Raw genomic sequence first — 16588 nt, 5'->3', positions numbered from 1 at the left:
CTTTTTTACCGATATATCGGTATTGTAAAACCCTTACTATTTATTTAGTAAGGGTTTTTTCGTTTTTTTTAATCTGAAAATTTTAATACCTTCATTTACTTATTTTAAGATTTTACTTAATGATAAATAGAGAATTAGATTTAGCGTGGGATTTTTTAACTAAAACCGATAGGAATATCTTTTTGACTGGTAAAGCCGGAACGGGTAAGACTACGTTTCTACATAAATTAAAATCACATATTAATAAAAGAATGGTAGTAGTTGCACCTACTGGTGTTGCGGCAATCAACGCTAATGGTGTTACAATACATTCTTTTTTTCAAATGCCATTCGGACCAATATTACCCGAAGATAATTTAGCTACAGCATCTGGATTCAATAGAAAATTTAGTAAGACTAAGATTGATATTATAAAGTCTCTTGATTTATTGGTTATAGATGAAATAAGTATGGTAAGAGCGGATTTGCTCGATAGTATAGATAAAACCCTGAGACGCTTTAAAGATAAGAGTAAAGTATTTGGTGGTGTTCAGTTATTAATGATTGGTGATCTTCAGCAACTTTCCCCAGTAATAAAGGAAAATGAATGGAGGATTCTTCAACCTTTTTATAGTAACATATATTTCTTCAGTAGTATAGCATATCAAAATTGCAATCCTTTAATTATAGAATTAAAGCATATATATAGACAAGATAACCCTTTATTTATTAATATTTTAAATGAAATTAGAAATAATGCACTAACTGTTCAATCCGCTAAAGAATTAAATAAACGGTTTATTCCCGATTTTGAACCTCATAAAAACGATGGATATATTTCTCTGACAACACATAATAGTAAGGCAAGACAAACAAATATATTAGAATTGGATAAGTTAAGTGGGCGAGAATTTATTTATAAAGCAAATGTTCAAGGTAATTTTCCAGAGCATTCTTATCCTAACAAATCTGAATTAGTATTAAAAGTAGGAGCACAGGTAATGTTTATTAAGAATGATAGTTCAACTGATAAACGTTATTTCAATGGGAAAATTGGTAAGGTTATTTTATTAGAAAAGGATGAAGTAATAGTTAAATGTCCTGATGATGATTTTAATATTATCACTAAACTAGAAACATGGGAAAATATCAAATACAATGTAGATTCTGAAACAAAGGCAATTTCCGAAGATAAGATTGGCAGTTATTCGCAAATTCCATTACGCTTGGCATGGTCAATAACTATACATAAGAGTCAAGGATTAACATTTGATAAAGCGATAATTGATGCAGAAGGTGCATTTGCACATGGTCAGACTTATGTTGCTTTAAGTCGTTGTAAATCGTTGGAGGGATTAGTCCTTAAAAGTAAGATTGATGCTACTCAAATAATTAGTGATCAAAATGTCATTTCTTTTAATAAGGATTCTGAAGCAAACCAGCCTGATGTAACAACTTTAAAAGAATCTGAACATCAATATCAATTAAAATTAATTTCTGAGGTGTTTAATTTTTATGAATTTCTATACCCAATAAATCGATTATTAGACATTTATTACAAAAATCGAGGAAGTATTGAAGGGACTATAGAAGAACCTCTTTTAACTATTAAAACTTGCATCGCTAATTTACTTAAGATTGCCAATAGCTTCAAGATTCAATTAAAAACTTTAATTGAGCCTGAAGAAGAACCTGAATTAAATTTAGTATTACAAAATCGTTTTAATAAAGCATTAAACTACTTTAAGGAACAAACTAATTCTGTCATTGAATTACCTCTTAAAAGTGTAAATTATTCTACAGATAACAAAACTATTGATAAGGATATAATTAAACACTTAGATACTTTAGATCAATTGGTAGAAACAAAAATTTTGTTTTTTATGGGACTATCAAATGGTTTTGAAACTGAAAAGTTTTTATCATTAAGGGCAAAATCTGTCTTTTTAGGAAAAGAGAAACTAAAGAAGAAACGCAAAATGGTAATCGATGGCACATCAAATATAGAATTGTTTGAACTCCTTAGGGAATTAAGAAATCAAATTGCAACGCGTGAGGATTTAGTTCACTTTCAAGTTTTTACTCAAAAGTCTTTGTATGCAATGTGTGAATTACTTCCTGTTAATGAACAAGAGTTGTCACAGATTCATGGTATGGGTAAAACCAGAATTTCTAAATACGGTAAAGAAATTCTAAAAGTGATTATTAGCTACTGCGATGAAAATGATATTGAAACTAAAAATCAAGAGTTGGTTTTTAAAGAAGAAAAACCCAAAAAACAGAAAGGTGATACCAAAAAAGTATCTTTAGATTTGTTTAAATCAGGTAAGTCTATTGATCAAATTGCGCTAGAGCGAGAGTTAAACACTAATACAGTTTTTGGGCATTTAGCAAATTTCATAACATCTGGAGAAGTTAACATTACGGACTTAATGTCTAAAGCTCATTATTCAGAATTAATGTCATCTATTCCTAGTAAAACCTTCGAGAATCTTTCAGACTTAAAGCATCAACTAGATGATAAATTTTCTTATGGAGAATTACGTATAGTATTAGATGAATTATCAAAAAACTAAAAAAGACTTCAAATTTAAATTGAAGTCTTTTTTTTTGCAATAATAATTACTTATCGATACTAGCCTTTTATAAGACTTCTTGATATAACAATTTTTTGTATCTCTGAAGTTCCTTCATAGATTTGCGTTATTTTGGCGTCGCGCATTAAACGTTCAACATGGTATTCTTTAACAAAACCATTTCCTCCATGAATCTGTACTGCCTCTACAGTTTGTTCCATGGCAACCTTACTTGCGTATAGTTTTGCCATAGCGCTAGACATGTCATAATTATTTCCTTGATCTTTATCCCAAGCAGCCTTCATTACTAACATTCTTGCAGCTTCAATTTCTGTATGCATATCTGCTAACTTAAAAGCAATGGCTTGATGATTACAAATTTCAGTGCCAAAGGCTTTTCGTTCTTTTGAGTATTTTAAAGCTAACTCATAAGCACCTGCAGCTATACCTAAAGCTTGAGCAGCTATACCTATTCGTCCTCCAGAAAGTGTCTTCATAGCAAATAAAAACCCTGAGCCATCTTCGCCAATTCTATTTTCTTTAGGCACTTTTACATCATTAAATTGCAACGTATGAGTATCACTTCCCCTAATTCCTAATTTATCTTCTTTAGGGCCAATATCAAATCCTGGAGTCCCTTTTTCAACTATAAAAGCATTAATCCCATGCGAACCTTTATGCTTGTCAGTTTGCGCTATTACTAAATAAAATTCAGCGCGACCTCCATTTGTAATCCAGTTTTTGGTCCCGTTTATTATATAATGATCGCCTTTATCAATTGCAGTTGTTCTTTGTGAAGTAGCATCACTTCCTGCTTCTGGTTCACTTAAACAAAATGCACCAATACTTTCTCCTGTTGCAAGCTTCGTTAAATACTTTTGTTTTTGTTCTTCATTACCAAAAGCCTCTAAACCATAACAAACCAAAGAATTATTTACAGAGACCATTACAGAAGCTGAAGCATCAATCTTAGATAATTCTTCCATAATAAGTACATAAGAAATGGCATCCATTCCGCTCCCTCCATACTTAGGATCTACCATAATTCCCATAAAGCCTAGTTCTCCCATTTTTCGAACTAAGGAATCAGGGAACTTTTGAGCATTATCTCGTTTTATAACACCTGGAAGTAATTCGGTTTGTGCAAAATCTCTGGCAGCATCACGAATCATTAAATGCTCTTCTGTTAAACTAAAGTCCATAAACTATTTTAATTATTGATTTAATAAAAAATTCATGCAAAGATAATTTTTTCTTATCGTATTTTCAATAAGTAATACTATTTTTACTAATATGATAAAATCTAATTATAAAATTCTCGCCTTAATGTCTGGCACTTCATTAGATGGTATTGACATTATTGCTGTTCAATTTAAATTTAATAAATTTTGGAGTTTTAATATCAGCCATGTTGTAACCGTTAAGTATAATAGTGTTTGGAAAAAAACACTAAGCAATCTTGTGACTATGAATATGGCACAATTACAGAAAATTGATTTAAAATATTCTGAATATTTAGCACATGTAATTTCAGATTTTATAGAACAAAATAAGATTAAGGATATTGATTTTATTGCCTCTCACGGCCATACTGCACTCCATCAACCTGAAAATAAATTGACCCTTCAAATAGGGAATAATCAAATATTAGCAGATAGAATAAACCATGAAGTGATTTGTGATTTTAGAATTCAAGATGTAGAATTGGGAGGTCAAGGAGCTCCATTGGTGCCTATTGGAGATAGATTGTTGTTTAATGATTATCAGTTCTGCCTTAATTTGGGAGGTTTTGCTAATGTTTCGTACGAAGACGATAATGAAAGAATTGCATTTGATATTTGCCCAGTTAATATTGTTTTAAACCATTATGTTGGGCAATTAGATTTAGAATATGATGATAAAGGAAATTTAGCTTCATCAGGAAAAATACACAAAAACTTATTGTCTCAACTTAATCAACTTCAATTCTATTCAGAAAAACATCCTAAATCTTTAGGGCTAGAATGGGTTCATGAAAATATAATTCCATTGATCGATTCTTTCAAACTTCAACTTAATGATGTTTTAAGAACGTTTGTTGAGCATATTGCTTTTCAAATTTCAAAAATTTTAAATCTAGAAAATTCAAAAGCTTTAGTCACAGGAGGTGGTGTTTATAATGATTTTTTAATGCTCAGAATAAAACATCATTCAAAATCAAACATTATAATACCTGATAATGAAATTGTAGAATTTAAAGAAGCATTGATTTTCGGTCTATTAGGCGTTCTAAAAGACAGAAACGAAGTCAATTGTTTAAGCAGTGTCACTGGTGCAAGTCACGACCATTCTTCTGGAAAAATTTTAATACCTAAAAATCAATTTTAATTAACATTAAGAGTTGATAGTTTTTTATATTTGTTACACGAAATTAAACTCAAAAAATTGATCAAAGAACTTCTTCATACCTACGAAAATAAAAGTCCCGAAATTGTATTCCATTGGAATGATCCTGAAACAGATGCTGAAGGCTGGACAGTAATTAATTCTCTTAGAGGAGGTGCAGCTGGTGGTGGAACTAGAATGCGTAAAGGGTTAGATAAAAATGAAGTTTTATCACTTGCCAAAACAATGGAGGTTAAATTTACGGTCTCTGGACCTTCAATAGGAGGTGCTAAATCTGGAATTAACTTTGATCCGCACGATCCAAGAAAAACTGGAGTTTTGGAGCGTTGGTATGCTGCTGTATCGCCTTTACTTAAAAGTTATTATGGTACAGGAGGAGATTTAAATGTAGACGAAATACATGAAGTAATTCCAATCACTGAAGAAAGTGGTGTTTGGCATCCGCAAGAAGGTGTGTTTGAAGGACATTTTAAGCCTACAATTGCAGATAAAATTAATAGAATTGGGCAATTAAGACAAGGTGTAATTAAAGTTATTGAAAACCCAGATTATTCACCAGATGTCAGTAGAAAATATACTGTTGCAGATATGATTACTGGATATGGTGTCGCGATTGCAGCCAAGCATTTTTACGATATTAACGAAAATTCTATTAAAGGAAAACGTGTTGTGGTGCAAGGGTTTGGTAATGTTGGTGCTGCTGCAGCTTTCTATTTTGCACAAATGGGAGCTAAAGTTGTGGGTATCATTGATAGAGTTGGTGGTCTAATAAATGAAAATGGTTTTTCTTTTAAAGAGATAACTGATCTTTACCTTAATAAAAACGGAAATACACTTGTAGCAGATAATTTAATTCCTTTTGAGGAAATAAATCAGAGAATTTGGTCATTACAAACCGAAATATTTGCACCATGTGCGGCATCTAGATTAGTTACTCAAGGCCAAATAGATCAAATGATAGCAACAGGTTTAGAAGTGATATCTTGTGGTGCTAATGTACCTTTTGCAGACAAAGAAATTTTCTTCGGCTCTATCATGGAACACACAGATCAAAAAGTGAGTTTAATCCCAGATTTTATTTCAAATTGTGGAATGGCAAGAGTTTTTGCTTACTTTATGGAAAGAAAAGTGCTAATGACTGATGAAGCCATTTTTAATGATACATCTAAAGTGATAAGAAAAGCATTAATAGAAGTAAATAAAAATAACCCAACAAAAATAGGCATTAGCGAAACTGCTTTCGAAATTGCCCTTAGACAACTAATATAATAAACTATGGAAACAGTAATAATTCTTGTATTTGTATTTGGCTACTTGGCCATTACTTTAGAGCATAATATTAAAATAGATAAGTTAATTCCGGCTCTTGTAATGATGGCTATAAGTTGGGCATTGATATCTTTAGGTATTGATGGTTTTACACAATGGTTTGATTCTGCTCAGCATAATTTAATGGATAATTTTGGGTTGCTTCCGCATGAAGAAAAAATGCATTTAATGGAAGAAACCTTATTACATCATTTAGGTAAAACTGCCGAAATTCTCGTGTTTCTATTAGGAGCTATGACAATTGTTGAAATTATAGATTATTTTGATGGTTTTTCTACAATAAAAAATGCAGTCAACTTTAATAGTCGAAAGAAGTTATTATGGATGTTTGCCATATTAGCATTTATACTTTCTGCAATTATTGATAATCTTACAGCTACAATAGTTTTAATTTCAATTTTACAGAAAATTGTAAAAGAAAGAGATGTAAGAATTTGGTATGCAGGTTTAATTATTATTGCTGCAAATGCAGGTGGAGCATGGTCACCAATTGGAGATGTAACAACTACAATGCTTTGGATTGGTAATAAGGTATCAACAGGTAAATTATTTGCTTACCTATTTATTCCTTCATTATTGTGTATGGTAGTGCCAACCTTTATCGCTTCATTCTTAAAACCTTTTAAAGGAACATTAGAGTTACAAGAGTCAGATGGTAAACCAAAGAATAAATTTAGTTCTACAATGTTATTTTTAGGATTAGGAGCAATTATTTTTGTGCCAATATTTAAAGTTGTAACACATTTACCTCCTTATGTTGGTATGATGCTTTCATTAGGTGTGGTTGCTATTTTTGCAGAAGTTTACAGTAATTCTAAATTCGCGATATCAGAAGTTGGTTCAGATGAGCATGCAGCGCATGCAAGTCATAGTCCTGTTCACCATTCTTTATCAAAAATTGAATTACCAAGCATCTTATTCTTTTTAGGAATTTTAATGGCTGTAGCTGCTTTAGAATCTTTAGGAATATTATTTGGTTTTGCAGGTTCTTTACAAGAAACAATGCCAATGTTAGGAACAGAGTTTCATCATGAAGGTGTTTCCGATTTAGTAGTACTATTACTAGGTGTTGGTTCAGCTGTAATCGATAACGTACCATTAGTAGCTGCAAGTTTAGGTATGTTCTCTGAGCCATTAGATAATGAGTTATGGCACTTTATAGCGTATTCTGCTGGTACAGGTGGAAGTATGTTAATCATTGGTTCTGCGGCAGGTGTTGTAGCAATGGGAATGGAGAAAATCGATTTTTTCTGGTATCTTAAAAAGATCTCTTGGTTGGCATTTGTTGGTTTTATAGCTGGTGCTGCTGCTTTTATGGTAACAAGAGCCATTTTTTAATATTGAAATAATACAATTATACTTAAGTTAAAAACTTAACGTTATTAAAAGAAGAACTTAAAAAAAATAAACATATTAGTATGATATCATTAAGTGCTATTCAAGATGAAGTTGCTGTTTTGGCTGATGGAGAATCAGGCGAATCAGTTGAAAAAACATTATCTATAATTGAGTTGATTACCAGTGGAGGAACATCAGGAATAGTTATTATTCTCATTTTATTTCTACTATTAATATTAGCGATATACATTTATTTTGAACGAATTTTTGCTATTAAAGCTGCGTCTAAGGTAGATTCAAACTTTATGAATCAGATTAAAGATCATGTGAGTAATGGAAAAATAGATTCAGCACAAATGTTGTGTGCGCAACAAAACTCACCAGTTTCAAGATTGATAAATAAAGGTATTACAAGAATTGGGAAACCTTTAGATGATATTAATACAGCGATTGAAAATGCAGGTCGATTAGAAATTTATAATCTAGAGAAGAACGTTAATGTATTAGCAACCATTTCTGGTGTAGCACCAATGATTGGGTTTTTAGGAACAGTTGTGGGTATGATTATTTCTATTTTTGAATTAGCTAACGCTGGTGGAACGATTCAAATGGATGTTTTAGCAAGTGGTTTATATACAGCGATGACAACAACCGTTGGTGGATTAATTGTTGGTATAGTTGCTTACGTAGCATTTAACCATGTCGTGGGTAAAACTAATAAGGTTGTTTACCAGATGGAAGCAAATTCAATTGAATTTTTAGATCACTTAAACGAACCAATCTAATTTTATGAATATTAGAGGACGAAATAAAATAACACCAGAGTTCAATTTCGCGTCAATGACAGACATTGTATTCTTGTTATTGATATTTTTTATGATAGCATCGACATTGGTAAGTACTAATGCTATTGATATTGTATTACCAAAGGCGAGTGGTAAAACTGAAAACAAGAAATCTACAGCTGTAAGTATCAAGAAAGATTTGACTTATTATATAGATCAAAAAAGAGTGAGCGAAGCTATTTTAGAAAGGCGGTTATTAGATATTCTGTCTAATCAAGATGCGCCTACCATTGTTTTAAGAGCAGAAAAATCTGTTCCTGTAGAGAATGTTGTAAAAGTGATGGATATCGCTAACCGAAATAAATTTAAAGTGATATTGGCTGTTCAACCAAATTAAACGGCATCATTTTTGAAAGTTTGATATTATCAAACAATAACCTTCTTGGTTTATATAACCTAGTAGGTCTATTAAATAAACTACAAAGTGAAATATTTAGAGACTAAACACGAACGTAATTCAGCAAGAATCACAGTACTTATTACTTTGATTTTACTTTTGTTATTGTTTGTTGTTGGTCCTCAGTATATGGATCCACCTGAAGAATATGGTGTTGCTGTTAACTTTGGAACAACTGATTTTGGTAGTGGAAATAAACCGCTAAGTGAGCCAAGAAAGGCAGTTGAAGATAAAGTTGTAGAGGAAGAAGTAGTAGAAGAGTCTGTGCCAGAAGAAACACAAGTTACGCCAACCGAAGCCTCAACTAAAGCTGAAGAGGTTATGACACAAGAAAATGCTGAAGCTATTGCTATAAAAAAGCAAAAAGAAGCAGAGGCAAAAGCGAAAGCAGAGGCAGAAGCTAAAATAAAAGCAGAAGCAGAACGTGTGGAACGCGAAAAAAGAGAAGCTGAAGAAAAGAAACGTAAAGAGGAAGCAGAGAAAAAGCGTAAACTAGATAATCTTATAGGAGGCGTAAAAAATGCCGAGGGTAATACTGATGGAGGTGAAGGACCAGATAGTCAAGGTGGAAATAAAGGCCAGTTAGATGGCGATCCTTATGCGCCAAGTTATTTTGGAGGTTCAGGACCAGGAAAAGGTGGCGTTGGTTATGGCTTAGGTGGTAGAGGTAGACCATCAAAACAAATTTACAAACAAGATTGTAATGAATATGGATTAGTGGTAGTTAAGATAGAGGTCAATAGACAAGGTAAAGTAATAAAAGCAGAGCCAGGTATTAAAGGTTCTACTAATACACATCCATGTTTACTTGCACCAGCAAAGAAAATAGCAATGTCACATAAATGGCCATCTGATGCAGATGCACCAACAACTCAAGTTGGCTTTGTAAGTATTAATTTTGATGTAGGTCAATAAGCTATGAACTATCAACATACTGTAAATTGGATGTTTCAACAGCTTCCAATGTATCAGAATAAAGGAAACTCAGCCTTTAAAAAAGACTTATCTAACACGCTTAAATTAGCAAAACACTTAAATCATCCTGAAGCTTTATTTAGGTCCATACATGTAGGAGGTACTAATGGTAAAGGATCTACAAGTCATATGTTGGCTTCTGTTTTACAAGAAGCAGGTTATAAAGTTGGCTTATACACATCACCACATTTAAAGGATTTTAGAGAACGCATTCGTATAAATGGTAAAGTTATTAGTAAACTGGCTGTAATTAACTTTATAAAGCAGAATCGCCCTTTTATTGAAATAAATCAGTTGTCTTTTTTTGAAATGACTGTCGGTATGGCGTTTGATTATTTTGCTAAGCAAAAAGTAGATATTGCTGTTATTGAGGTAGGTTTAGGTGGTCGTTTAGATTCAACTAATATTATTACTCCAGAATTATCGGTTATTACCAATATTGGTATTGATCACACGCAGTTTTTAGGAAATACGCTCACTGAAATAGCAGGAGAGAAGGCAGGAATTATTAAAAACAAGATTCCAATAGTTATTGGAGAAACACATTCCGAAACCAAAACTGTATTTATAAGTAAAGCAAAAGAGACACAATCTGATATTTATTTCGCAGACCAAAACATAAAGAGAGTTTTAGAGAGTGACTTAAAAGGATCATATCAAATTCACAACATAAAGACCGTTTTACAATCCGTTGAAGTTCTAAAGACTAAAGGCCTTAAGATTTCTGATAGCAATTTAAAAACTGGACTTAGAAAGGTTGTAAAAAACACAGGATTACAAGGTAGATGGCAAGTTCTAAATAACAATCCTATGATTATTTGTGATACAGCTCATAATAAGGAAGGTTTAAAGTATGTATTAAATCAAATTGAAAATACAGATTATAATCAACTTCATATTGTTTTTGGTGTGGTTAACGATAAGGATTTGGGTACTATTGTCCCTTTGCTTCCTTCTTCAGCCATATATTATTTCTGCAAACCAAATGTTCAACGTGGTTTGGATGCTGAATTATTAAGACTCGAATTTGCAAAATATCAATTATTAGGGGATTCATTTCATAGCGTTTCGGAAGCTTTATCTATGGCAAAATCTAATGCTAAAAGAGAAGATTTAATTTATGTTGGAGGCAGTACATTCGTAGTGGCTGAAGTTCTTTAGTTAACATATTTATTATAATATGCTCTGTATAAATTGTCGATACTCAATTTGTTAAGTGTAATATTTTCAGTTGCTTCGATATTTTTTCGGGAAATCAACCTTCTTTTAAACTTGTTAATTGAGTCTATTGCGGTTATATTAATTGTAGAAATCGGAGCACTTTCAATTTTACCTACTTTATAAATGTCAGAAATTACCATATTCTGTGTAAAATTCGAAAATTTAGAGGATACAAAGTTGCTGCCACTATAAAAAAGTAATGAATCTAAAGGATTCAGTGCGATAAATCGTGTTTTGTCTTTTGGAATGTAAATAGATTCATCTTGGCCTTCAATCATTTTAAAAACTATTAAATCAAATCCTGTTCCATTAGCTATTTGTACATTTATATTTTCAGAGGCCATTGTGTCGTTAGTCATAGGCTTGAATGTTTTAGGGAAAGGATTAGAAAATGGTTGAATTTCTGTGGCACCAACTGAAATATTATTTGAACGCCCTTTTTTAGTTATTCTTTTTAGAGAATAATAAAATCGAATGCGATTATCGTACGTAGTTCTCTTCTTTTTTTTACTGTTCAATTCTGTTTGAGATGTATTTTGTTCTTCCTGATAACTTTGTCCACGTTTAAAAGTAATGGCAAAAAGTAAAACAATTACAGTAGTTATTCCCAAAACCAAATAGATACCATATTGTTGATATATAGGTTTATTTGACTTTTTTTCTTTTATAGAAGAATTTTTATAGGCATAATCCTTTGCGTTTTCAGCATTGTTATCGATGAATAACTTTGTAGCTACATCGTCAATCTGACTTTTTTGAAAAGCGACTTGAGCTTGAGAAACAAATCTAAATATAGGATCGTCTGCATCTACATCAAATTGCGTTACGATTGCAATTATATTGTCGTAGAGTTTAATGAGTTCAACCTTTAAATGTGGTTCATACAAGTTGAGTGTCTCGTAAAAACGATAATTTTTAATATATTTTATATTCTCATCTAAATTATTTAATGAATTTTGATCTAAATAATTTATAGCATTATTAACTTTTCTCTTAAGTATGCTAATAACATCTTTTTCACAATTGCTAGAAAATATATCGGTTTGATTAAGAATATATAGTAAAAGTTTTAATTCATTTTTTTCAATTAATTGGTTTATAAGATTGGGAAGGATAGGTCGTAGATATGGTTCAATGAAAAATTTAAAACCACCCAAATAGTTTAAGTATTCTATATTAAGCTCGATTTGAGATAATTCGAGCTTATCAAATTTTTCGAAGAGCATATGTTTTAACCAAGGGTTTTTTTCTACGGTTACATGATATGATCTAAGTGTATCGTCTTCTAGCCCGTTAATTATTACTTTTTTATATTTTTTGTCTTGCTTGCTTAGCTTGTCAATAATTTCTTTTAGTTTATATGGAGATAAACTAATGAGTTCTTCAATATTCAGGCTGAATTCGTCTATATAAGAGTAATATTTCAATAGATTTTTGTTTGAGACCTAATATATTAAAATCGTATAAATTTGTTTATTAAGAAATGCTATTTATGGTCAAAACAATGGAAGAAATTGATCAATAAAAAATAAAATAAAAAATTTTTAAAAAATGTTTTGAGATATTAAAAACTAGAGTATCTTTGCAGTCCTTAATAATAAGGGCGACTAGCTCAGTTGGTTCAGAGCACTTGGTTTACACCCAAGGGGTCAGGGGTTCGAATCCCTTGTCGCCCACTTAATAAGAATCCCGATTTACATTTGTAGATCGGGATTTTTTGCTTTTACGATTGTATTTGTTAGGGGTTAAAATCCTGATTATTATATTATAACTGCAAGAAAAATTTTAAATTAGTACTAAAACAAATTTAATGTATTCAAGACAAATATTTACGCTGTTGATATTAGTAGCGTGTTCTACTTTGGTAGCTCAAGTAAAAGAGATAGATGTCATTGGTACGTTGGTTGAAGAAGCAACGATGCAACCTATTCCATATGCAACTATTGCGCTTTATAAAAATAATTCTAAAGCCATTATTACGGGTACAACAACTAATGATAAAGGGGAGTTTCAAATATATACATCGGTAGCTGATTTTTACATCGAAGTAAGTTTTATGGGTTATAAAACTAAAACGATTACTGATTTTACTATTACCAATTCAAAAATTGACTTAGGTAAAATTAAACTCTCTGAAGATAATGAAATTCTAGATGAAGTCGTAGTTAGGGCTGAAGTGTCTAAAACTGTATTTAAACTAGATAAACGGGTTTTTAATATTGGTAAGGATATAAGTAGTACAGGTGCAAGTGCATTAGAAGTACTTAACAATGTACCATCCGTTGCAGTTAACATAGAAGGAGAAATTAGCCTAAGAGGAAGCTCTGGTGTTCAGATTTTAATCAATGGAAAACCTTCTGTTTTAGCTGACGAATCTAGTAACGCATTAGGTACAATTACTGCAGATATGATAGAAAGTATTGAGGTTATAACTAACCCTTCCGCTAAGTATGAAGCTTCAGGGACAGCAGGTATTTTAAATATTATTCTCAAGAAAGAAGAAAAAAGGGGATGGAATGGTTCTATATCATTAAATACAGGTACACCAGATAATCATAGTATTGGTATAAGTCTTAATCGTAGAACTGAGAAATTCAATTTGTTTACTCAAATAGGAGCTGGTTATCGCTCTTTGCCAAGAGAGAGTGAAGCCATTAATAGAAATTTAGTCGATGATGAAATCATTTACAGCGACGGAATAGCCTATAGAGATGAAACATTTTATAATATCACTTTAGGAACAGATTATCATATAAATGATCTTAATGTATTAACCTTATCAGGGAATTTTGCTTACGAAATAGAAGACCAACCTTCGGAAACTAAGTTTAGGTTTTATGATTCAAATAACATACTAACTTCAAGTTGGTTAAGGCGTGAAACTACAGAAGCGACTAACCCTAAATATCAATATGAGTTTAATTATAAAAAGCAATTCAAAAATAATGAAGACCATTCTTTATTATTAAGTGCTTTAGGAAGATTCTTCGGGAAAGACCAATCATCTCAATTTGAAAATAGAACTATTTCTGGAACTGATGCCAATAGTGATCAGCAAACAGATACTGATTTTCAACAAGCAGACTATACTTTTAAAGTAGATTATACAAATCCGTTATCTGATACATATACTATTGAAGCTGGTGCGCAATACGTAATTAATGATGTAGGGAACAACTATGAAGTAAGAGATTTAGAAGGAGGTTCATATGTTGTGAACGAGGACTTAACTAATAATTTTGAATACAATCAAAAGGTATTAGGTATTTACTTTACAGGTGCTTATGAATTAGAAAAATGGGGAATAAAAGCTGGCTTAAGGTTAGAAAATACAGATTTAGAAACGCTTTTAACCAATACGGATGAATCTAATTATCAGAATTTCACGGATTATTTTCCATCCATACATGCGTCGTATAAACTTAGTGATATTGTTTCGTTTCAATTAGGATTTTCTAGACGTATTTTTAGACCAAGGTTATGGGATTTAAATCCATTTTTTAATATCAGAAACAACTTTAATATTAGGATTGGAAATCCTGATTTACTGCCAGAATTTACAGATTCTTATGAGTTAACGAGTATTTATAAAATAGGTAAAGCCTCGTTTAGTTCTAGTGTATATTATAAATATACTACAGATGTTATTGAGCGCGTATCTACTTTTGAAGATAATGTAACAACTACAATACCAGAAAACATTGGTACTAATGGTTCTGTAGGTTTTGAAACTAATGGTAAATACAGTCCTAGTAAATGGTTAACATTAACAGGAGATTTTAATTATAATTATTTTGATCGTAACGGCACTTTCGAAACACAATCTTTCGATTTTTCTGGTCGTCAATGGTCATCTAGGCTAGGGGCAAAAATAGGATTACCAGCAGATATAGATTTAGAATTAACCGGAAGATATCAGTCGGGTTATAAGACAATTCAAGGAGAAGTAACAGGTTTCGCTTTTTTAGATTTAGGAATCCGAAAAAAAATTTTTAAAGGAAAAGCTGTGGTTAACTTAGGAGTTAGAGATTTATTTGAATCAAGAATATCTGAAAGTAACGTCTATCAATCAACTTTTGAAACTTATAGTTTTGATCAACGTGGTCGATTTGTTACCTTAGGATTAAGTTATGGTTTTGGTAAAGGAGAAGCTATGACTTATTCAGGTGGTAGAATAAGATAAAATAGTTTGTGTAGAAATTGTTCTCAAAATTAAATCAAATCTAAGAGTCGCTCTAAAGCCATACCACGAGATCCTTTAATTAAAACAGTGGCATTTTGGAGTGCCAATGATGCAATCTCTGACTTTATATCTTGAAAATTTGTAAAGCGTTTGGTAGTTCTTTTAGTTTGTGTTTTTCCGAAATTTTGTCCAATTAAGAATATATTATTCTCAAAATTGTTTTCAGCAAAATCTACAATAGCTTGATGCTCCTTTTCGGCTTCAGCACCCAATTCAAACATATCACCAAGAAAAAGAAATTTATTGTCAGCCTTTAATTGTTTCATGTTTTGGAGTGCTGCTAACATACTTGTTGGGTTAGCATTATAAGCATCTAAGATTATTTTTGTACTCCCTTTTTTAATTATCTCCGATCTATTATTATCTGGTACATAGTTTTCTATACCTTGCTTAATGTTTTCAACAGAAATATTAAAATGTTGACCAATGGCAATCGCTACAGCGATGTTTGCGTAATTATAACTGCCTATAAGTTTGCTATTAATTTGTACCGATTTGTAAGTTAGTGTTACGTTAGGATTTGCGTCTACAAAAGAAACAACACAATCGTTGGCAACGTCATTACCAAAGGTTATCAATTTTTCATATTCAGCAACTTGCTCTATTTGCTTTTGGTCATCACGGTTTACAAATATGGTTTCATCATGAGATTTTATAAAATCATAAAGTTCCGCTTTGCCTTTTATAACACCTTCTATGCTGCCAAACCCTTCTAAGTGTGCTTTTCCAAAATTGGTAATTAATCCATAATTTGGTTGAGCAATATCACTTAAAAATGCAATTTCTTTTTGGTGGTTAGCACCCATTTCTACAATACCAAAGTCTAAATCTTCAGTAAATCGGAGTAATGTTAAAGGAACACCAATATGGTTGTTTAGGTTTCCTATAGTGGCTTTTATATTATATGTTGTATTAAGAACGGCATATATGAGTTCTTTAGTAGTGGTTTTTCCATTACTTCCTGTTAAAGCAATAATGGGTATGTTTATGGCTTTTCTGTGATATGAAGCTAAAGTTTGCAATGTTGTTAATACGTCTTCTACTAAAACACATTGGTCATTGATTACAGAAGTTTTATCGTCAACAACACAGTATTTAGCACCACCATTAAATGCCTTTGAGACAAATTTATTACCATCAAAATTATCGCCTTTTAAAGCGAAGTAAAAGCAATCTTGTTTAAGTTTTCTTGTATCTGTACATATGCCAGAAGTGGACTTAAATTTTAAATATATATCAGCAATTTCCATAGGCTTAAAAATAAAAAAGTCCTGATAAATTTATCAGGACTTTCTTAAAT

12 protein-coding genes and 1 tRNA gene are annotated in these 16588 nt (G+C 31.6%); 10 read left to right on the top strand and 3 right to left on the bottom strand.

The features are described from left to right. Positions 1–119: 119 nt before the first annotated feature. On the top strand, positions 120–2555 hold the full coding sequence (locus Q0891_RS14840) for a helix-turn-helix domain-containing protein (RefSeq protein WP_299102836.1): 2436 nt from the start codon (positions 120–122) through the stop codon (positions 2553–2555). Positions 2556–2614: 59 nt separating this feature from the next. Here the strand turns inward: Q0891_RS14840 and Q0891_RS14835 are convergent, their stop codons facing one another. Further along, entirely contained in the window at positions 2615–3757 is a 1143-nt protein-coding gene (locus Q0891_RS14835) for an acyl-CoA dehydrogenase (protein ID WP_299102834.1), read from the bottom strand. 91 nt (positions 3758–3848) lie between these two features. On the opposite strand from Q0891_RS14835, the gene Q0891_RS14830 reads away from it, so the two are divergent. The 7 genes from Q0891_RS14830 (at position 3849) to Q0891_RS14800 (ending at position 10985) form a co-directional block, all read left to right on the top strand. Next, on the top strand, positions 3849–4922 hold the full coding sequence (locus Q0891_RS14830; protein WP_299102832.1) for an anhydro-N-acetylmuramic acid kinase: 1074 nt from the start codon (positions 3849–3851) through the stop codon (positions 4920–4922). A gap of 60 nt (positions 4923–4982) precedes the next feature. Beyond that, positions 4983–6209, top strand: coding sequence for a Glu/Leu/Phe/Val dehydrogenase dimerization domain-containing protein (locus Q0891_RS14825; RefSeq protein WP_299102848.1), 1227 nt, complete (start codon positions 4983–4985; stop codon positions 6207–6209). Positions 6210–6215: 6 nt separating this feature from the next. Continuing rightward, on the top strand, positions 6216–7607 hold the full coding sequence (nhaD, locus tag Q0891_RS14820) for a sodium:proton antiporter NhaD (RefSeq protein WP_299102830.1): 1392 nt from the start codon (positions 6216–6218) through the stop codon (positions 7605–7607). An 80-nt stretch (positions 7608–7687) separates the two neighbouring features. Next, the gene (locus tag Q0891_RS14815) at positions 7688–8392 is read left to right on the top strand and encodes a MotA/TolQ/ExbB proton channel family protein (protein ID WP_299102828.1); all 705 of its coding nucleotides are present in this window, start codon (positions 7688–7690) and stop codon (positions 8390–8392) included. A gap of 4 nt (positions 8393–8396) precedes the next feature. Further along, entirely contained in the window at positions 8397–8789 is a 393-nt protein-coding gene (locus Q0891_RS14810; protein ID WP_299102826.1) for a biopolymer transporter ExbD, read from the top strand. An 87-nt stretch (positions 8790–8876) separates the two neighbouring features. Next, positions 8877–9764 (top strand): energy transducer TonB, encoded by an 888-nt coding sequence (locus Q0891_RS14805; RefSeq protein WP_299102824.1) that lies wholly within the window; start codon positions 8877–8879, stop codon positions 9762–9764. A 3-nt stretch (positions 9765–9767) separates the two neighbouring features. Beyond that, positions 9768–10985, top strand: coding sequence for a folylpolyglutamate synthase/dihydrofolate synthase family protein (locus Q0891_RS14800; RefSeq protein WP_299102822.1), 1218 nt, complete (start codon positions 9768–9770; stop codon positions 10983–10985). Here the strand turns inward: Q0891_RS14800 and Q0891_RS14795 are convergent. Then, positions 10982–12472, bottom strand: coding sequence for a hypothetical protein (locus Q0891_RS14795; protein ID WP_299102820.1), 1491 nt, complete (start codon positions 12470–12472; stop codon positions 10982–10984). The genes Q0891_RS14800 and Q0891_RS14795 overlap by 4 nt on opposite strands. Positions 12473–12646: 174 nt before the next feature. Here Q0891_RS14795 and Q0891_RS14790 point away from each other — a divergent pair. Together Q0891_RS14790 and Q0891_RS14785 are read left to right on the top strand one after the other, a co-directional pair. Then, a tRNA-Val gene (locus tag Q0891_RS14790) sits at positions 12647–12721 on the top strand. A gap of 134 nt (positions 12722–12855) precedes the next feature. Beyond that, positions 12856–15228, top strand: a complete 2373-nt coding sequence (locus tag Q0891_RS14785; RefSeq protein ID WP_299102818.1) for an outer membrane beta-barrel family protein — start codon at positions 12856–12858, stop codon at positions 15226–15228. Between the two features lie 29 nt (positions 15229–15257). On the opposite strand, the gene murF is transcribed toward Q0891_RS14785, so the two are convergent. Beyond that, complete coding sequence (gene murF / locus Q0891_RS14780; RefSeq protein WP_299102816.1) at positions 15258–16538, bottom strand: UDP-N-acetylmuramoyl-tripeptide--D-alanyl-D-alanine ligase; 1281 nt, start codon at positions 16536–16538, stop codon at positions 15258–15260. Positions 16539–16588: the final 50 nt, after the last annotated feature.

Source organism: uncultured Winogradskyella sp., from assembly GCF_947498005.1.
Lineage (GTDB): Bacteria > Bacteroidota > Bacteroidia > Flavobacteriales > Flavobacteriaceae > Winogradskyella.
The sequence above is the reverse complement of the archived record's forward strand: the minus strand, read 5'-3'. Positions and strand labels throughout refer to the sequence as shown.